The 19269-nt window shown below is 41.5% G+C and carries 21 protein-coding genes; 1 reads left to right on the top strand and 20 read right to left on the bottom strand.

Annotation, left to right across the window (positions count from 1 at the left end; translation table 11 throughout):
* Position 1: 1 nt before the first annotated feature.
* The 19 genes from mraZ to AWM75_RS06435 all read right to left on the bottom strand — a co-directional run bounded on the left by mraZ (position 2) and on the right by AWM75_RS06435 (position 15073).
* Complete coding sequence (gene mraZ / locus AWM75_RS06525; RefSeq protein ID WP_067979837.1) at positions 2-433, bottom strand: division/cell wall cluster transcriptional repressor MraZ; 432 nt, start codon at positions 431-433, stop codon at positions 2-4.
* Positions 434-567: 134 nt separating this feature from the next.
* Positions 568-951: a DUF3397 family protein gene (locus AWM75_RS06520; RefSeq protein ID WP_067979833.1), complete on the bottom strand. Its 384-nt coding sequence runs from the start codon at positions 949-951 to the stop codon at positions 568-570.
* A gap of 92 nt (positions 952-1043) precedes the next feature.
* A complete protein-coding gene (gene rpmF / locus AWM75_RS06515) occupies positions 1044-1223 on the bottom strand; it encodes a 50S ribosomal protein L32 (RefSeq protein WP_067979826.1) in 180 nt (59 codons plus the stop codon).
* A gap of 24 nt (positions 1224-1247) precedes the next feature.
* Positions 1248-1814 (bottom strand): YceD family protein, encoded by a 567-nt coding sequence (locus AWM75_RS06510; RefSeq protein ID WP_067979823.1) that lies wholly within the window; start codon positions 1812-1814, stop codon positions 1248-1250.
* A gap of 96 nt (positions 1815-1910) precedes the next feature.
* Positions 1911-3122 carry a nucleotidyltransferase family protein gene (locus AWM75_RS06505; protein ID WP_067979820.1) on the bottom strand — a complete coding sequence of 404 codons (1212 nt, stop codon included), beginning with the start codon at positions 3120-3122 and terminating at the stop codon, positions 1911-1913.
* Between the two features lie 5 nt (positions 3123-3127).
* Positions 3128-3892, bottom strand: coding sequence for a class I SAM-dependent DNA methyltransferase (locus tag AWM75_RS06500; protein WP_067979817.1), 765 nt, complete (start codon positions 3890-3892; stop codon positions 3128-3130).
* Complete coding sequence (gene rsfS, locus AWM75_RS06495; protein ID WP_067979814.1) at positions 3892-4254, bottom strand: ribosome silencing factor; 363 nt, start codon at positions 4252-4254, stop codon at positions 3892-3894. The genes AWM75_RS06500 and rsfS overlap by 1 nt, the downstream gene beginning before the upstream one ends.
* Before the next feature lie 3 nt (positions 4255-4257).
* A complete protein-coding gene (gene yqeK / locus AWM75_RS06490; protein WP_067979813.1) occupies positions 4258-4854 on the bottom strand; it encodes a bis(5'-nucleosyl)-tetraphosphatase (symmetrical) YqeK in 597 nt (198 codons plus the stop codon).
* Positions 4847-5479 carry a nicotinate-nucleotide adenylyltransferase gene (locus AWM75_RS06485; protein WP_067979810.1) on the bottom strand — a complete coding sequence of 211 codons (633 nt, stop codon included), beginning with the start codon at positions 5477-5479 and terminating at the stop codon, positions 4847-4849. Before AWM75_RS06485 ends, yqeK begins: the two co-directional genes overlap by 8 nt.
* A 12-nt stretch (positions 5480-5491) precedes the next feature.
* Complete coding sequence (gene yhbY / locus AWM75_RS06480) at positions 5492-5800, bottom strand: ribosome assembly RNA-binding protein YhbY (RefSeq protein ID WP_067979808.1); 309 nt, start codon at positions 5798-5800, stop codon at positions 5492-5494.
* Positions 5801-5811: 11 nt separating this feature from the next.
* Complete coding sequence (yqeH, locus tag AWM75_RS06475; RefSeq protein ID WP_067979804.1) at positions 5812-6933, bottom strand: ribosome biogenesis GTPase YqeH; 1122 nt, start codon at positions 6931-6933, stop codon at positions 5812-5814.
* Complete coding sequence (locus AWM75_RS06470) at positions 6923-7426, bottom strand: YqeG family HAD IIIA-type phosphatase (RefSeq protein WP_067980923.1); 504 nt, start codon at positions 7424-7426, stop codon at positions 6923-6925. The genes yqeH and AWM75_RS06470 overlap by 11 nt, the downstream gene beginning before the upstream one ends.
* 297 nt (positions 7427-7723) lie before the next feature.
* Positions 7724-8608, bottom strand: coding sequence for a homoserine kinase (gene thrB / locus AWM75_RS06465; RefSeq protein WP_234946607.1), 885 nt, complete (start codon positions 8606-8608; stop codon positions 7724-7726).
* Between the two features lie 6 nt (positions 8609-8614).
* Positions 8615-9898 (bottom strand): homoserine dehydrogenase, encoded by a 1284-nt coding sequence (locus AWM75_RS06460; protein WP_067979800.1) that lies wholly within the window; start codon positions 9896-9898, stop codon positions 8615-8617.
* A gap of 12 nt (positions 9899-9910) precedes the next feature.
* Positions 9911-11410, bottom strand: coding sequence for a Mur ligase family protein (locus AWM75_RS06455; RefSeq protein ID WP_067979797.1), 1500 nt, complete (start codon positions 11408-11410; stop codon positions 9911-9913).
* A 78-nt stretch (positions 11411-11488) separates the two neighbouring features.
* A complete protein-coding gene (locus tag AWM75_RS06450) occupies positions 11489-11716 on the bottom strand; it encodes a YkuJ family protein (RefSeq protein WP_067979794.1) in 228 nt (75 codons plus the stop codon).
* Between the two features lie 78 nt (positions 11717-11794).
* Positions 11795-12988: a glycosyltransferase gene (locus tag AWM75_RS06445; RefSeq protein WP_067979791.1), complete on the bottom strand. Its 1194-nt coding sequence runs from the start codon at positions 12986-12988 to the stop codon at positions 11795-11797.
* A gap of 88 nt (positions 12989-13076) precedes the next feature.
* Entirely contained in the window at positions 13077-14807 is a 1731-nt protein-coding gene (gene ptsP / locus AWM75_RS06440) for a phosphoenolpyruvate--protein phosphotransferase (RefSeq protein WP_067979788.1), read from the bottom strand.
* A complete protein-coding gene (locus tag AWM75_RS06435) occupies positions 14807-15073 on the bottom strand; it encodes a phosphocarrier protein HPr (protein WP_067979785.1) in 267 nt (88 codons plus the stop codon). The genes ptsP and AWM75_RS06435 overlap by 1 nt, the downstream gene beginning before the upstream one ends.
* Before the next feature lie 267 nt (positions 15074-15340).
* Here AWM75_RS06435 and AWM75_RS06430 point away from each other — a divergent pair, with 267 nt between their 5' ends.
* The gene (locus tag AWM75_RS06430; protein ID WP_067980919.1) at positions 15341-17548 is read left to right on the top strand and encodes an ATP-dependent Clp protease ATP-binding subunit; all 2208 of its coding nucleotides are present in this window, start codon (positions 15341-15343) and stop codon (positions 17546-17548) included.
* Positions 17549-17596: 48 nt separating this feature from the next.
* On the opposite strand, the gene AWM75_RS06425 is transcribed toward AWM75_RS06430, so the two are convergent.
* A complete protein-coding gene (locus AWM75_RS06425) occupies positions 17597-19171 on the bottom strand; it encodes a peptide chain release factor 3 (protein WP_067979782.1) in 1575 nt (524 codons plus the stop codon).
* Positions 19172-19269 lie beyond the last annotated feature (98 nt).

The raw sequence follows: 19269 nt of genomic DNA, 5'->3' as shown, positions 1-19269 counted from the left end.
CCTACAAGCCAAAATCAAGTAAATTTTCTGCAATATCTTCAAAATTATCTTCAACTTCGTCAGCAAAAGATTGCCAACGTTCCTGGCTCCATATTTCAATTCGGTCAGCGACACCAATAATCAAACAGGCCTTATCGAGACCGGCGTGGTCACATAAGGTGGCCGGGATATTGATTCTACCCTGCTTATCTACTGTGACCTGGGCTGCTGCTGAATAAAAGAACCGGGTAAAGGCGCGGGACTCTTTGCGTGCTAATGGTAGCTGTTTAAGCTTTTCTTGCACTTGTAACCAAGCATTTTCTGGGTAGCCAAAAATACAGCCATCGAGCCCACGGGTGATTACAAACTGGTCGCCCAATCCTTCCCGCAGCTTGGCTGGAATAATCAACCGACCTTTAGCGTCGATATTGTGATTATATTCACCCATTAGCACCTTATCCACCACCTTACACATTTTTTAGTCTACCATATCTCCCCACAATTCGCCACACTTCCCCACAATTACCATATATTTTTAAAAAATAGCTATTAAAAAAGACTGGCCATCTTGACACAGTCTCTACGGGTTTAAAATGTATTAAAAATAAGCCTAATCAGCCGCCAAATTACCAGGGCATAAAAAAAGATAAAACCGGCTATAATACCTATTGAAGAAAGGCGACGCCAAAATTGCTCCGGGATAAAGTCCCTTTTAGCATAAAAAGCGTACAGTAAATAGGCTAGGGCATAAATTGCTACAAAGATAAATAGATAAGGTAACCATGACTGGTAAGCGATCCGCAGCGATAGGATATGGATGGCGACCCATAGAATAGGATGGAGAACGTCGATCACTGCTAAATTTAAGCGATCACCAAATTTAAGATAGGGGCGCAAAAAACCATTAACAACGACTAGGCTAATAATGGGCATAAAATATAAAATCAGCTCAGACCAAGAAAAAACTTGCATGATAACCTCCTTCTTACTAGATATCAATTGACAGTAATTAAAGAAAGCCAGGCATAGCGCCTGGCTTTCTTTAAAAAATATATTTTTTACGCTTAAGCATCCACTTGGACAACTTCTTTACCATCGTAATGGCCACAGCTTGGGCATACATGGTGTGATTTACGAAGCTCGCCACAATTAGGACAAGTTACCATTCCTGGCACTTCTAATTTGTAATGTGTGCGACGTTTATTTTTTCTAGATTTTGATGTTTTACGCTTTGGTACTGCCATCATTACACCTCCTATTAATTATCATTAAGAATCAGACGATTCATCGTCAACCTGAAAAAAAGCTTGTAGGGCTTGAAGTCTAGGATCAATCTGATCTGCTTCAGCCAGACTAATATCAGCCTTATCTGCTTCTGTGAGCAAGTTCCAGTGTTGGCCAGACGCCAACTTATCAGTCACTTTTTCTTGGTCAGTTAAACGCTGACTGGGCTTTTGCACCACGATATTTTGAATAATCATTTCATTCAAATCAACAGTTTGACTATTGACAAGAGGTAACTGAATCGTATCATCACTATCAATCATATCAGTTTGATAGCCGGCTTCAATTAAGCGTTCTCTGATACGCAACTGCCAATTATCAACAATCACTGGTGATAAGGACCGAGTTGACGTGAACGTGACATTGCATGCTAAGTCTAGTTGCACTAAAACAGTATGGTTTTCATAAACTAAGAAGCCATCAACTTGAACTGGCGATATATCTAAAATTTCTGAATCACGTTCAAGTAAGTCTGCTTTGACATCTATCTTTTCGGAAATCAATAATGGATCAGAGGCGATTTGTCGCAACTCTTGGATTGACCATTTCATCTGTGACTACCTTTAAGCAACAAGAAAAATTATACCTGGTAAACAAAGACTTGTCAATGCTTATTTACCATTCTTCTTTTTGGTTGCTTCCTTTCTTTAGTCTTTGGTAAAAATTGGCGGCCGCGTCATCATATCGTGGTTATCGAGCCCTAGCTTTTTATAATAATAGCGCTCAGAGCGATCTATTAAGGGCCAGCTTTTATAATAGTCGCGCCCCGCTCGACTAATTAGTTTGGGCTGGTTCTCTTGTTTTTTTAATTGCTTTAATAACTGTCGCCCTGCTTGACTAGCAGCTAAAATTAATATTGGCGTAGGTTGTTGGCGCAGTTTAGTTAGCTCATCTTTAGTTACCTGCAAGGCCAACATCAGCAGTTGTCGTTGTAAGGCAACTTGGGATAAACTACGGTGCTGGCTTAAAGCCAGTAACTCAGCTAATGAGCTAGCTTGACCAGCTGTATGCCGCAAGCGCTGGTAGCTATCCGGATGGTATAGGGCTAGCTGAGCCTGTAACTGATCCGGTTGCATCGTCAACAAGTAATTGACATCCTGATAGTAGGCTGCTAAATCAGGTCCTATTTGACCAGTCTCATAGGCCTTGAGCATTTCCGGACTGGCATACCGGCTAAGAATAGCCCTCCCCTGGTCAAAGGGCACATCCACCAGGGCCTGACGAATTGCGGTACCGGAACTAATATCATGATCACTAGCAAGTTTAACGTCACCATGCTGAGCCTGACGCCGCCAAATATTGGTCAGGCGCATAGGATGTGACAAACGGGCATTAGCCTTAGCATAGGCAAAGGCTAGTAAGTTATTGGCTTTGCCCTCAAAATTAATTTCTAAGCCCTGCAAATCCCTGTGATTATGGACTAATTGATAGAGCGACTGAACCTCATTCATTGCATAAGATTGGCTAGCAGGTCTGCCTTGGTTTAGAGATTGGGGATGGGCTATTAACCACTCGGTTAGGTACTGATAATGTGAAAAATCCTGATTCTCAGTGCCAAACAACAATTCACTGGCACCCAAACTAGCTAAAATTTCAACAGCAGCCTGGGCAAAATAGTCAGCACTCTGGCTAGCCAGCCAAACTGGTAGCTCGACAACCAAATCCACTCCCGCTCTTAATCCAGCTTGAGCTCGCCAATATTTATGAGTTATCGCCAATTCCCCACGCTGGGTGTAATTACCAGACATGACGGCTACTAGAACCTGGCCAGTCATCTGTTGGCGCGCTTTACTGATAAAATAGCTGTGCCCGTTATGAAAAGGATTCCACTCAGCAATCGTTCCACTAACTCTAATCACCTTAGTTACTCCTTTTTTTGTGCTGTAAAGAAAATCCGCTCACTATTCTCATCAGGCAATCGATTGGTAAAGTCTGCACTTACCTTAATCTGGTCAAATCCTAACTGGTTGAGATAGGCTTCGAGCTGATGAATTGGATAGGTCCGTTCCTGGTGGACTTCCTCAAAACGCTGGTAGTAATCCTGGTCAGTTACTTTGGCAAAAATATTTAAAACATGTTCAATCGTGTCTGGCCCAACATATTGCTGGCTAGACCAAGTAAAGACTAGATCATCCCATTCCTCAATATAGCTATAACCAGGAAAATCTAAGTTTATCTTTTTCTGACTATGGATATCAAAAATCAATAAACCACCTGGTTGCAGTGAATGATAAGCTGATGCTAGACACTGCTTGGTATTTGGCCAGTCTGCGAGATAGCATAAAGAATCACACAAGATAGTAATCACATCAACTGGCTGTGATAGGCTAAAGCTGGCCATATCGCCGACAACTAAAGGAAGGCCTAGATTGTATTTATTTAACTTTTGCTTGGCTAAATCAATCATGTCTGCTGACAGGTCTAAACCCGCTACTTGCTGGTAGCCTTTAAGTAGCATTTGTTCGAGAAAGCTGCCGTTACCACAGGCTAAATCTAACAACTTTATTTGGTCAGTGGACTTATCAAAAGCTGCTCTAATCTGGTTATCCACAAAATTAGCCCACTCAAGATACAAGTCGGTATCAAACAAACTGGTGTAGACCTGGCTAAAGTTTTCATAAATAGCCATTATTCAGTAATCCACTCGCCTAAATTAACTAGTGGTGCATCGCTCCATAATTTCTCTAAATTATATTGGTCACGCTCGCTATATAAAAAGACATGGGCAACCACATCATAGGCATCTACTAAAATCCACTTAAGTCCATCCTTACCTTCTATCTGCCGGATTGGACAAGCTGACTTATCAAGAGCCTCCTCAATACCATCAACAATAGCTTGTACCTGACGCTCATTCTTAACTGAAAAAATAGCAAAATAGTCAGTGACTGGTGTTAAACCTCTTAGATCCAAAACAACTGGATCTTGGGCTAGTTTATCATCGGCAGCGCGTACAACCACTTCCAATATCTCTTGACTGGTTTTCTCCATTATCTAATTCTCCTTATCTAAAGTTGCTATCCAATCATTATAGACCGTTAAAGTTTCTGGATAGATGGTCTGACCCTGGTCAATTAGATGGCTCAGGGTCCGCTTCATTTTAAAAGTTACCGCTTGGTCAAGATCTTGATCAGCCAAACGCCTAGCCTGGTCTACACCAGGAAAATCACGTCCTGGTTCAATGTAATCAGCAATATAAATTACCTTAGCTAAATCCGTCATTGCTCGGCTACCAATGGTATGTCCCCATACAGCTTGTAGGACAGCCATATCACTAACCTCAAAATCACGTTGCGCAATCAAGGCTGCTAGCGGTCCGTGCCAAATTTCTGAGCCATAATCTTGCCAAGCTGCATCGAACCCAGGATGGCCAGCAAAAACTAAGACTTGATCAAAACTATCCTCCTTAGCATAATCATGTAGGAGCGCTGCCAAGGATGCTGCTTCAGGATCAACCCCATACTGACCAGCAAGTTTAATAGCTGTTGCTTCAACCCTAAGAATATGTTTAAAACGTTTCTTTTTTACTCTTTGCTCTAATTGCTGAACTAGATCCTCGCGACTGATATTTGCCAATTTATATTTAGCCATGATAGAGCTCCTTGTCTATAATATATTGCCTAACTGCTTCGGGCACCAGGTAGCGAATAGCGGCCCCCGCCTTCACTGCTTGTCTAATCTGGCTTGAAGACAAATCAATCTTAGCTGTATCGACTAGCATAATTGGATAGTCTGTCTCAATACTATAGCCCGGCCTAGCAACCCCAACAAAATTAACTAGCTTAATCAGGTCATCAATTCGATACCATTGGTCAAGACTTTCAATCATATCTGCACCAATTATAAAATAATAGTCTGTATGGGGATTGAGATGGGTCAAAATATCCATGGTATCGTAGGTGTATGAAGTGGTTTCTCGCTCCATTTCAATATCCTCAATAGCCAAACTTGGATTATCAGCAATAGCTAAGGCTAACATGTTTAAACGTTGCTGGTTAGTTACCATACTATCGACAGCCTTATGAGGGGGTATATTAGTGGGCATCAGATAAACCTGGTCCAATTGCAATTTGTCGCGCACCTGGTCAGCAATAATTAGATGACCCTGGTGGACTGGGTTAAAAGTTCCCCCTAAAATACCAACCCGCTGCCTTTTTTTATGTTGCAGTTGACTTTGACTATAAGCAACTTCTTCTATTTTCACTTGACTAGCCAAGCCTCCTACCCCCTAACCTAAAGATTTTACTTGGGGTGAATAGCGACGATTCTTCTCCTGCCGGCTAGCCCGATAGAGAATAATGGTATGACCGATTGTATTGACAAAATCTGCTTGAACTTGGTCTCCGATCACCTGACTCGCCTCATCAACATCTTCTAATGAATTCTGAAGAATAGCTACCTTAATTAACTCACGTTTTTCCAAGGCTTGACTAATCTGGTTAATCAGTTCTTCATTCAAACCAGCCTTACCTATTTGAAAAATAGCCTTTAGTTGATGTGCCTCTTTTAATAAATATTTTTTTTGTTTATTATTCAAATCTCTTCACCTCATATAATAGCTGAACGGATCGTTACATCGATTCCCTTAGGAACATGTAGCGCAAAATCACCAGCTTGACCAACCTTTATCCAAGCCAAGCCAGAAACCACAATATCCTGACCTGGTTTAACATGGAATTCTCTCCTCACCCTATTCGCTACGGGGTTCTCCACCTGAGCCGTAGGTGTCAATAAACTGCCAGCATGCTTCTCATAAAAGGCCTGGCTACCCGCCAATTTCCGCCGGTGAATGTCCAAACTATTGGCAGCATACACTGTAAGTTGGTTACGTTCACCAGCCAAATAATCAAGCTGGGCTAACCCACCAATGAAAAGCGTTTGTTCCGAATTTAATTGATAAGTGCGGGCCTTAATTTCATTTTTTGGCATCACTTGTTTAAGTCCATGACTATCTAATAAAGAGGTCATCTGTCCCGGCTGGATAACACCTGGTGTATCAACTAGCTTGCCTTGGTCAGCAAAAGGAATCTCAATAGTATCTAGTGTTGTGCCTGGAAAATTAGAGGTTGTAATCAAATCATAATCATAACCTGTCGCCTTCAAAATTGCATTCACCAAAGAAGATTTACCTACATTAGTTGCACCTACTAAGTAAACGTCTTGTCCCTGTCGCAAGTCCTCCATCAAATCTAATAATTGGTCTATATCTTGCTTCTTCTTAGCTGAAGTCAAAAGCACATGCTTGGCTTTAAAGCCTTGATCACTTAAATAAGTTTTTAACCAAGACAAGAGTTTAGCCTGATTGGTTGATTTAGGTAAGAGGTCAACTTTATTAGCTACAAAAACGATGTCCCTATTGCCTACAAATCGTTGGAGACCTGGAATCAAGGAACCGGCAATATCAAAGATATCTAAGACATTAACAATCAGACCGTCTTGATCCCCGATTTCATGTAAAATAGCCAAAAACTCATCAGCAGAAGTCTGAACATTTTGCAGTTGATTATAGTGTCTTAATTTAAAACAACGCTGACAATAAAGGGGTAAATCCGGGTCAGCCAAACTCTTATTTAAGACCGACCGAGGCGTGTATCCCCGTTCTCTCTCCCTGTCAGTTTGAATTTGGGCGCCACAGCCTACGCAATATAAAGTTTCTTCTCTATTCTCCAAGCTCTCGCCTCCATATTAATTCTGGATGTTTCTCTTTCAATAATTTAAATATCAAGCGCTCAAAAAAGCGATTAATGCGGGTAACAAAGGAATCGGTTTTGACAATCGGTAATACCATAATACTTCTTACTACCAAGCGATTGGCTCCGAATATATCTGTTAAAAGTTGATCACCTATAATCACCACATCATCTGGGTCCATATCTAACATGTCTAAGGCGCGCTTAAATCCACGTCGTAAAGGTTTACGAGCCGGCGCATGAAATTGGATGTTAAACTGCTTGGCCACCTGACGAACTCGGTCCTCACTATTATTGGATAGGATAACAATTGGAATGTCAGCTTTGTCCATATCAGCTAACCAATCTCTTAATTCCTCAGTTCCATCAGGATTATTCCAGGCAATTAGTGTATTATCAAGGTCGGTAATAATGCCTTTGATATGATTTTTCTCCATATCTGCACTATCCAGTAAATAAATTTTTTCAAGCATCCAGGTTGGTCTAAAGTATTTTAACAACCAAGGACCCCCTCTCCTTATTTCAAATTTAGTATAGCATAAGTTAAAGCTAGACCTAAATAGAACAAATGCCAGATGGATCAAAATTGTTTACGACTATTGCATAAGCTGCAACATTTATAATGCTTGCAGATATAGTATGTCGCAGGGTTATAAGCCTAGCATTTTAATACTTATAAATTTAATTTACTACGCCTTCCGGAACCTGACTAGACATAAAAAGTTCACCATATGAAAGAACCTGCAACTAATGTCGCAGGTTCTGATACTTTATTGAGAGTCATTTAACACACGTGAACCATCCTGGTCTAAAGCTAGTACCTCAACTGTCACATCAGCTACTTGTTGACTAATCATTTTAGCAATATCATTAGCTGAGCGACTATCCGCTAAAGTCATAATTGTAGGTCCGGCACCCGATAAATAGGTCCCATAGGCACCAGCTTGATCTTTTAACAGACTACGAATTTTGGTCAATTCAGGTACCAACTTTTGCCGGTAGGGCTCATGAAAAAGATCATAGGCCATCAAGCGACCCACTGCCGCCACATCTCCCTCTACAATTTTAGAAGATAGCACATTAGCAATACCAGATGTCCGAACAGCCTCTGCAAAAGGCAAGTGCTTAGGTAATACTGCCCGCGCATCAGCTGTTTTGACCTCATAGTGAGGAATCGTTGTCACAAAGGCAACATCGGGGAAGGCTTCTTTAGTGTAAAGCACATCATCTGGTTTTAAGGCCACGCTGACCACTAGACCTCCCAAGATACAAGGCGCAATATTATCAGGATGTCCTTCAATCTGGTTAGCTATATTTACTTTATCCTGGTCAGACCAACCTTTATTGGCCAAGATATTTGCCAATTCTATACCAGCAACAATAGCTGAAGAAGAAGAACCCAGCCCCCGCGCCGAAGGAATATCTGAAACCATTTTTAAATGATAAGGTTGCGAATCTGGGGCGAGTCGGCGGATGGTTTGCACCACTAGATTATTTTCATCTTTGGGAATATCATCAGCAATATTATGATCAATGCGCCAGCTGGCGCTAGGTCCAATTACATCAATCGTTAAATATAAAGCCACTGCTAGACCAATCGAATCAAATCCAGGACCTAAATTGGCTGACGTGGCCGGTATTTTTACACTAATCATAGTCAACTACCCCAAGATGCTGTATTGCGACACTAATTTGATTTCATCACATTGATTAATAGCTGTCACAATATCATTACGTTGTTGGTTAGTCATAGGATGGGTCGTCACAACAACTTCTGAGTATTGGTTGTCATGAGCTGACTCCTGAAAAATTTGGTCAAAGGAAACTCCAACCTGGTTAAAAATTTCAGCTAAGCCCACAAATACACCCGGTTGATCTAATAATTGGAAATTAAAGAAGCGGGCTGCCTTAACTTGATCAGGACTAGCCCAAACAGTTTCCTGGTTAAAATTAGCAAATGGTTGCCCTGTAGACTGGGTATTAATATGTTTGACTACTTCCATGATGTCTGAAACGACCACTGTTGCTGTTGGTAATTCACCGGCCCCTGCACCGTAGAACATCATTTCTCCTGCAGCTTGACCAACTGTATAAACCGCATTCATTTCATTACGAACAGTTGATAAGGGGTGGTGCTTAGCGACTAGCATTGGCGCAACTTCAGCATAAACACTGCCATCTTTAAGATAACTTGAGCCAAGTAGTTTAATCGCATAACCTAACTGGTCAGCCATTTGGATATCAACGGTTTGCACATTAGTGATGCCCTCAACATCCATATCAGCCATATCAATCGTCATACCATAGGCCATCTTAGTTAAAATAACAACCTTGCGGGCTGCATCCAGGCCCTCAACATCAGCGGTCGGGTCTGCTTCCGCAAAACCAAGTTTTTGTGCATCGGCTAATGCATCCTGGTAGCTAGCTCCTTCTTCCACCATCTTGGTCAAGATATAATTAGTGGTCCCATTAACAATACCTTGAACAGCTGTAAGCTCATCTGAGGCAAAACTAGTAGAGATAGACCGCAAAATAGGAATACCGCCTGCTACAGCCGCTTCATAATAGAAATCTAGCCCCTGGTCTTGCGCTAATTGTGCTAACTCGACCCCGCGACTAGCTACCAAATCCTTATTGGCAGTAACAACGTGTTTGCCAGCTTGAAGCGCTTGGCTAATACAGTCGTAAGAAAAATCAACACCACCCATGAGCTCAGCTACTATCTCAATTTCTTGGTCATTTAAGATATCAGCAATATCCGTCGTTAATCCTAGCTGCTCTTGATAAGGGTGGTCAACTTCAGCGATTTCTTTGACAAGAACTCGTTTAATTTCAACAGACCGTCCTAAAATCTGAGAAATTTTATCTTGATGGTCAATAATAATCTTAGCAGCACCGCCACCAACTGTCCCTAATCCTAGTAAGGCAATTTTTATTGCTTGCATAATTTCTTCCTCCTATTTCTGCTTAATTCCTTGCTTCGCGTAATAAGTATCTCCAGCATAATCCATTTTGCCACCCCGATATTTTAAATAAGCTTCATCGCCCTTACCAAGCAGCAGGATAACGGTAGGCTTTTCACTGGCTCGTGCCTGGTCAAAGGCTGTCTGGATAGCCAGAGGCCGGTCGGCAATGATTTGGGCTTGACCCCCGGCCTTTTGCACATAAGCGTAAATGGTCTGATTAATGTCATCGACATCCTCAAAGTCAGGATCATCAGCCGTAATAATAATCTGGTCTGCTTCTTTAGCAGCAACTTGAGCCATATCTTGGCGGCGACTAATGGCTTTATTACCAGGGGCACCAAAGACCACATATATTTGATACCCTGGATATAATTGACGACTCGCTTGGAACATCGCTTCAAAACTCAATTTATTATGAGCAAAATCAACAATGGCTACGAGATCCTCATCTGGAGCTTGATAGATATCCATCCGCCCTTCCGTCACCTTGGCTGCCAAGGCGGCCCTGATAATATCATAGGAAATACCAAAATGACGTCCGATAGCAATAACTACCAAGGCATTATCAACATTAAAATCCCCTGCTAATGAGAGCTCAAAGCGACCAGTAAAATCGCTAGCCTTAAGGGTAAAGCTTTGACCAGCCCCCTGACTTTCGAGATCAAAGGCATAATAATCAGCTTGTGGATTTTTACGACTAACCGTAGCGACTTGTTCGGACGCTAACTGGTCTGTGCAGTTAGATAAAATCCGATCATAGTGGTCAGCATCCTCATTTAAGACGGCAAACCTAGCCTGGTTGAATATTTTTAACTTACTTGAAAAATAATCTTCAAAATCTGGATGTTCGCTAGGGCTAATATGGTCATCAGAAATATTGAGGAAGGCTACAGCATCAAACACCAGCCTGTCCACCCGGTGATACTTGAGCGCTTGACTAGAAACCTCCATGGTCAAGTAATCGACACCGGCTTGACGAGCATGATCAAAATGCCTAAATAAATCCAGAGGTTCTGGTGTGGTTAACTGGGAGGCTTGCCGCAGTATGCCATCATAGACTTGGTTAGAGGAAAGATAGGCAGATTCTGGTCGTCCCTTAGCCTGGCTGGCTAAATCAAACATCTTTTTTAAATAATCAGTCGTCGTCGTTTTTCCTTTAGTTCCGGTAATACCTACTAAATTGAAGGCTTGCCAAGGAGATTGATAAAATATATCAGCACATATGGGTATGGCCCGCCGAATATCCGACACTAAAATATAGGGCAAGTCCACTTCATAGGCACGCTCACTGACATAAGCCACTGCGCCAGCTTGAGCTGCTTGTTTTAGATATTTAGAATTAAAATTTGCACCTTTACAGAAAAACAAACACCCCGATTTCACTTGCCGAGAATCGTGGCTGAGATCACTTACGTAGTCGACTGTTTCCATATCCTGGCTAGTGATTAATAAACCAGCCTGGTCTAATGCTGCTAATACATGTGATAACATGGTCTCCTCCTATCCAGTATCTGGTCGATTTTATAAAAAAAACCGTGGCTAAGGCACGGCTCTTACAAAGTTAACTTCCTACTGGATCAATTCATAAATTTCAATTGCTACTAAGTCAATATCATCGAATTGGAAGGTTTCGTTAACTGAATGGTCCTCTAGTTCAAAACTTTCGCTCTCTTTATTATAGCGAACTAGGGCTCGCTCTTCACCATTATTTTCAAACCGACGTTGCCCAATCGTGGCATCGTCTTTGGTCATACTTTCTAAACGTTGAATGATGGCCTTTAATTGTGATGGTTTCATAAGACAACTCCTTTCGCAAGCTTTACTTGTTTATTGTAACAAAGATAAGCTGCAAGGGGAATAAATCTTGCCCCATTTTTACAAATTATTAGAAGTGAAGAATTTCTTTATTGATTGATAGACTTTAAAAGCCGGCCGACTGGACTTATCAACCCGGGCCAATTCTTGCTGGTAAACATGGTAGAGGCGCTTATAAAAATTATCCACAGATATTTCACCATGAAGCTGGTCAAATTGATAATTTTCTTCCTTAGACAGGGCTTGTTTGACTATCTGAGTAAATTCAGCCGTATCATTCAGTAAATAGCCGAACTTGCCAATAGCCATTAAATCTGCCAAATATGGTGAAGCCATAGCAACTACTGGCAACCGATTTGCTACTGCTTCTATATAGGTCAGACCTTGAGTTTCTGACTGGGATAGATTAACCAATAAGTCGGCAGTTTGATAAAAAGCCGTTACTTGATAGTAGTCCAGCATGCCAGTAAAGACTACCACTTGGTCAAGTCCTAAATCAGCTACCCGATCAGCTAAAATATTTCTTTGTGGGCCATCACCAACTAAAACTAGATAAGAATCAGGCTGACTACAGTGATAATCAGCAAATCTATCCAATAGCTCCAGCAAGTTTTTCTCTTCTGAGAGGCGATTGACACTGAGTAACATCTTAGCCTGACTAGCGATGCCATACTGAGTGCGTAAACTTTGACAGCTCATTTGGCCCAGCTGTCTAGGGATTTTGACGCCTGTTGGTATGACCTGGATATTTTTTTCGATTCCATAGGCTTCCAATACCCCAGCAATGGTTTGACTAGGCGCAATCAGCAGGTCCACTTCTTGACAAAAGCGTCTCATATAGGCCCTAACCGCCTCAGGCTTAATTAAGCGGCCCTTAAAAATATAATGTAAGTAATTTTCATACCAGGTATGGTAGGTATGAATATGGGGAATACCGAGATTTTTCGCCGCCCAACGCCCAGCATAACCCAAAGAAAATTCGGTTTGGGTGTGAATCAAATCAATATTTAATCCTTTTATCTGTTGACTAATAGCCAAGGGGGGCGCATATGCTACTCGCCGATCTTTAAAAAAAGGAAAAGAAAATGATTCATAGCGATAGACATACGGATCATCTTCAGCCTTAGGATCAGTAGTGGTAAAAATATAAACTTGGTGCCCTTGCTGCCTAAAACTATCAGCTAAAAGCGCAATTGACGTTGCAACCCCGGAGGTTTGTGGCTGATAAGTATCGGTGAAAATAGCGATTTTCAAAACAAAACCTCCTCTTAAATTTATTTCCCCTAAGAAGATTTATTTTAACATAAAACAAAAGAGAGTGGCGGGCCACTCTCTTTTTATATTAGTCTAGGTCAGCCACATAGGCTTCTACCATACTAGCAACCTCATCGGAGCTATCCATCTCTTCAATAGCGCGTCGTGCTAATTCTTGAACTTCTTGACTGTCCAATTTTGAAATTAAGGAGCGCGTTTTAAGAATAGACGGTGCAGACATCGAAAATTCATCCAGTCCCATACCGACTAGGAGTGGTACCGCGGTTTGGTCACCGGCAACTTCACCACACATACCAGTCCACTTGCCTTCTTTGTGGCTGGCATCAATAACAAATTTAATCAATCTTAAAATAGATGGATTATAAGGTTGGTAAAGGTAGGAAACATTTTCATTCATACGGTCAGCAGCCATAGAATATTGGATTAAATCATTGGTACCAATACTAAAGAAGTCAACTTCCTTAGCAAACTTATCAGCAAGTACGGCAGCGGCTGGAATTTCAATCATAATACCTAATTGAATGTCATCAGCAATCTCATGGCCAGCTGCTTGAAGTTTTTCTTTTTCCTCTAAGAAAATTGCCTTAGCCTGTCTGAATTCATTCAAATTAGAAATCATCGGGAACATAATCCGTAAACTACCATAAACTGAAGCTCTCAGTAAGGCACGCAATTGGGTCCGTAACAAGTGGTCTTGGTCCAAACCAATCCGGATGGCGCGATAACCCAGGAATGGATTCATCTCATCAGGTAGTGGCAGATAAGGTAAATGTTTATCCCCACCAATATCCATTGTTCTAACGACTACTGGTTGCCCAGCCAAAGACTCTAAAACAACTTTATATGCTTCATATTGTTCATCTTCAGTAGGCATTTCTGCAGAATCCATATAAAGAAACTCGGTGCGGTAAAGACCTACACCCTCTGCGCCATTAGCATGCACACCATCAAGATCCTTGGGAGAACCAATATTAGCTACTAACTCAAATTGTTTGCCATCTTTAGTTAAAGTATCGGCATCTTTTAAGCTATCCCATTCAGCTTTTAATTTTGCAAACTGTTCTTTTTCCGCTTGGAAGTGATCTAACGTAGCTTGATCAGGTTCTACTACTACCTCACCTGTACTACCGTTTACTAAAACTAGCTGACCATCTTTAACCTGGCTAGCAATTTTGCCGACACCAACAACAGCTGGTATCTCCAAAGAGCGGGCCATAATCGCCGAATGCGAAGTCCGCCCACCAATATCAGTTACAAACCCTTTAACATAGTTCCGATTTAACTGGGCTGTATCAGAAGGAGTTAAATCAACAGCAACCAAAACAACTTCTTCAGTAATTGTTGATAAATCAGGAATTTTAACCCCTAAAAGGTGAGCCAAAATACGGTCAGTCACGTCCTTGATATCAGCTGCCCGCTCCTGCATATAGGGATTATCTTCCATAGCTTGGAACATACTAATAAACATATCAGCAACTTCACGGACTGCTGAAGGCGCATCTAGAGAAGCATCGTTAATCTTACCAACAAAACCAGCCTTTAATTCGGGGTCATCCAAAATGGTTAGGTGGGCATCAAATACTTGCGCTTCTTCCGCCGATAAATTTTCTTGAGCGACTTGGCGAATACCTTGAATATCTTCACGAGATTGATCAATGGCAGCTTCTAGTCTACTCACCTCATGGTCAGCATCTTCAGCTTCACTAATTTCAAAACTTAAGTTCGGTTCCTCATATAAAAAAGCTTTGGCGATAGCGATACCATCGCTAGCGCCAATACCGGTATATTTATCCATAATTATTCAGAAAGCCCTTCGTTTTTCATGGTTTCAGCAATGGCTGCCATTGCTTCTTCTTCATCTTCACCATCAGCAGTGATAGTTACGTCAGAACCTTGGCCAACACCTAGAGACATAACACCCATAATAGACTTTAAGTTAACAGATTTACCCTTGTATTCTAAGGTAATTTCTGATTGGAACTTGCTAGCTGTTTGTACTAATAAAGTAGCTGGGCGAGCATGAATACCTGTTTCTGCTGTAATGTTAAAATCTTGTTTTTGCATGTTAATTACTCCTTTGTAATTTTTTTATAGCTTAACTTCAGAGTGATCAGCCCTCGGGCCAAGAAAACTCTTTCAACAATAATGTACCATTTTTTTTTAGCTTTCACAACTCTTTTTAAAACGTTTGCATATTTTTTAACAATAAAAGCATATCAATTGAAAGTCAATATTAGTCAGTATATACTATCAGTATAGGTCAAAAATTATAAATTAACCTAGATAATTATCCTAGTATTACTGATTTTATTATAAGGAGAGTGACACATGATGAAATGTCAACGCTGTGGCCAACGTGAGGCAGCCGTCCATATGTACGCTAATGTTAACGGCAAGCGTCAATCCCTTAATCTTTGTCCGGACTGCTATAGTGAAATGACAGGTAGTTCAAGTAACCATTTTAACCAACAAAATAATCAAGGCTTTGGTCTCAATGATTTAGACCAAATTTTCCGCCAGCTGCAACAAAGACAAATGCCAGCTGGAAACAATCCAGCTAATAGCAAAGAACCTGCCAAAGGTCGCGGCGGTAATGGCCAAGATGGCCAAGGTATTCTAGCACAGTTCGGTGTCAACATTACCGACCTGGCCCGACAAGGACAAATCGACCCGATAATTGGACGTGACGAAGAAATTACCCGGGTTATTGAAATTCTTAATCGTCGTACCAAAAATAACCCCGTTTTAATTGGCGAGCCAGGGGTAGGTAAAACAGCTGTTGTAGAAGGCCTGGCCCAAAAAATTGTCGAAAAAGCTGTGCCACAAAAATTACTTAACAAAGAAGTGATTCGCCTGGATGTGGTCTCCCTAGTTCAAGGGACTGGTGTTCGTGGTCAATTTGAAGAAAAGATGCAGCAACTTTTAGATGAAGTACGGTCTGACCAACGCATTATTCTCTTCATTGATGAAATCCATGAAATTGTAGGTGCTGGTAGTGCAGAAGGGTCTTTAGATGCGGGAAACATCTTAAAACCTGCCCTAGCTAGGGGCGAGTTGCAATTGGTTGGGGCGACTACCTTAAACGAATTTCGCCAGATTGAAAAAGACGGTGCGCTAGCTCGTCGCTTGCAACCAGTTATGGTAGAGGAACCTTCAGTTGAGGAGGCGCTAGAGATTATCAAAGGCATTGTGCCTAAGTATCAAGACTACCATAATGTCAAATATACCGACCAAGCAATCGAGGCTACAGTCAAGTTATCAGACCGCTACATTACCGATCGACAATTACCCGACAAGGCCATCGACCTTTTAGATGAAGCAGGATCTAAGAAAAACTTGACTATTCCCTTTGTAGATGCCGAATCTCTTGATGAGCAAATCAACCAATTAGAGAAATTAAAACAAATGGCAACAGAAGCTGAAGATTATGAAAAAGCTGCCTACTATCGTGATCAGCTTAATAAATACCAAGAAATGCGGGCCAACAACCAAGGCCTAGCAGAAACCACACCCACCGTTGACCTAGCTGATATCGAAGCCATCATCGAAAGTAAAACTAATATTCCGATTGGTGACTTACAAGGTTCGGAACAAGACCAATTGCTCAATCTTGATAAAGATTTAAAAGCTAAGGTCGTAGGACAGGACCAAGCAGTGGAGGCGATTGCTAAGGCAATTCGCCGTAATCGCGTTGGTTTCAACCGAAAATCGCGCCCAATTGGTTCTTTCCTATTCATTGGCCCTACCGGTGTCGGTAAGACTGAATTGGCTCGTCAGCTAGCCCAAAATATGTTTGGATCTAAGGACGCCATGATTCGTTTTGACATGAGTGAATACATGGAAAAACATGCCGTTTCTAAACTTATTGGTGCGCCTCCTGGATACATTGGCTACGAAGAAGCCGGTCGTTTAACTGAAGCAGTTAGACGTAAACCCTATGCCCTCGTCTTATTAGATGAAATTGAAAAGGCTCATCCCGATGTCTTAAATATCTTCTTACAAATTATGGAAGATGGTCATATTACAGATGCTCAGGGACGACGCGTTTCTTTTAAGGATACAATTATAATCATGACTTCAAATGCTGGATCTGGTGGCGTAGAAGCCAATGTCGGTTTTGCTGCTAGCTCTAGTAACAATCAACACACCATACTAGATAAACTTGGTGATTACTTTAAACCAGAATTCCTTAACCGCTTCGATGCTATCGTAGAATTCCAGCCACTTGGCAAGAAAGAGTTGATAGTCATTGTTGATCTCTTACTTGACCAAATGAATGATATGTTAGCCGGCCAAGATATCAAGGTGCAAGTCGATGACCAGGCCAAAGAAAAGTTAGTTGAAATTGGCTACGACCCTAAATTAGGGGCACGACCGCTTAGACGCGTCATCCAAGACCAAATTGAAGACCAAGTTGCCGATGCTTATCTTAACAATCCGCAAATGCATAACATTTCCTTTGGTCTCAACGACCAAGGTGAAATTATGGTAACTGACATCGATCACAATAAAGATACAAACAACACAGAAGAACATTAAAACAAAAGACGACCAGCTGATGTGCTGGTCGTCTTTTATTTCGCCTGATTACAATAAGCTTTCTAATTCAACATCTGGATATTTATTTTGGAACCAATTTTCAGCAAATTGATTTTCAAATAAAAATACTGGCCGGTCATAGCGATCCTTACATAATAAGTTCCTACTTGAGGACATAGAAGGATCAATATCCTCAGGCTTAATCCAACGAGCAATTTTTGATCCCATCGGCTCCATTACCACTTCAGAATTATATTCGTTCAGGAGCCGGTGTTGGAAGACTTCAAATTGCAGTTGGCCAACTGCTCCTAAAATGTAATCTTCAGTATGCCAAGTCTTATATAATTGGATAGCGCCTTCCTGAACTAATTGGGCCACTCCCTTGTGAAAAGATTTTTGCTTCATCACATTCTTTGGTGTCACCTTCATAAATAATTCGGGAGTAAATTGGGGCAGATCCTTGAATGAAACCGGCTCTTTGCCAGTATAAATCGTATCACCAATCTGGAAATTACCGGTATCATATAGGCCGATGATGTCACCAGCAACTGATTCCTTTACCTCTTCACGGCTATCTGCCATAAAACGAGTGGTATTATTAAGGCGCAATTTTTTATCCGTTCGGTCTAATTTAACCTCAATACCCTCCTGAAATTCACCCGAACAAATCCGCACAAATGCAATGCGGTCGCGATGGCGTGGATCCATATTAGCTTGAATCTTAAAAATAAAACCAGTTACTTGGTCATTGTACGGGGAGATTTCTTTGCCGTCTTCGGTCTCGGTTGTCGTTGGATGCGGTGCAAAATCAACAAAGGCATTAAGGAAGGTCTCAACCCCAAAACCAGTTAAGGCGGAACCGAAGAAGACTGGCGTTAGCTCACCAGCAGCAATGGCCGCTTGATCAAAGGGATTACCAGCCTCAGTAATTAATTCCACCTCATCTAGGGCATCACAGTATACTGACGATTGCTCTAATAACTCTTTGTGACTCTCAGGTTGACCTTGGTCATCTAAACCAATGAAATCCAAGCCATCAAAATCATCAGGATGATTAAGTTCCAAACGCTTATTATAAATATCATAATTACCCAAGTACATTTTTCCCATACCCATCGGCCAATTCATCGGATAAGAATCAATCCCTAAGATTTCCTCGAGCTCAGCAACCAATTCCATCGGCTCACGACCATCTCGGTCTAATTTGTTCATAAAAGTGAAGATGGGGATCCCCCGCATCCGGCAAACTTGGAATAATTTCTTAGTTTGTGGCTCGATCCCCTTACCAGAATCAATAACCATCACAGCCGCATCAACAGCCATCAAAGTTCGGTAGGTGTCTTCAGAAAAATCCTCATGTCCTGGGGTATCCACAATGTTAACCTTGTAACCATCATAATCAACCTGCATGACAGATGAGGTTACGGAAATCCCCCGTTGCTGCTCAATTTCCATCCAGTCCGATTTAGCAAATTTCCCGGATTTCTTCCCTTTAACCGTCCCGGTTTGGCGAATCGCACCAGAGTAAAGTAATAATTGCTCTGTAATTGTTGTCTTACCAGCATCCGGATGGGAAATAATTGCAAAGGTCCGGCGCCGATCTACTTCTTTATGTAAGTCCATTAATATACCTCATCTATCTTCAATCTATAAATTTTTAGCGCTACTATCATAACATAAGATACGGCTTTTCGTTAAGCCATTAACCAATAGTCCATCTC

It is taken from the genome of Aerococcus urinaehominis (assembly GCF_001543245.1).
Taxonomy (GTDB): Bacteria; Bacillota; Bacilli; order Lactobacillales; family Aerococcaceae; genus Aerococcus; species Aerococcus urinaehominis.
Note: the sequence above shows the minus strand (reverse complement) of the source record. Positions and strands in the feature narration are given on the sequence as shown.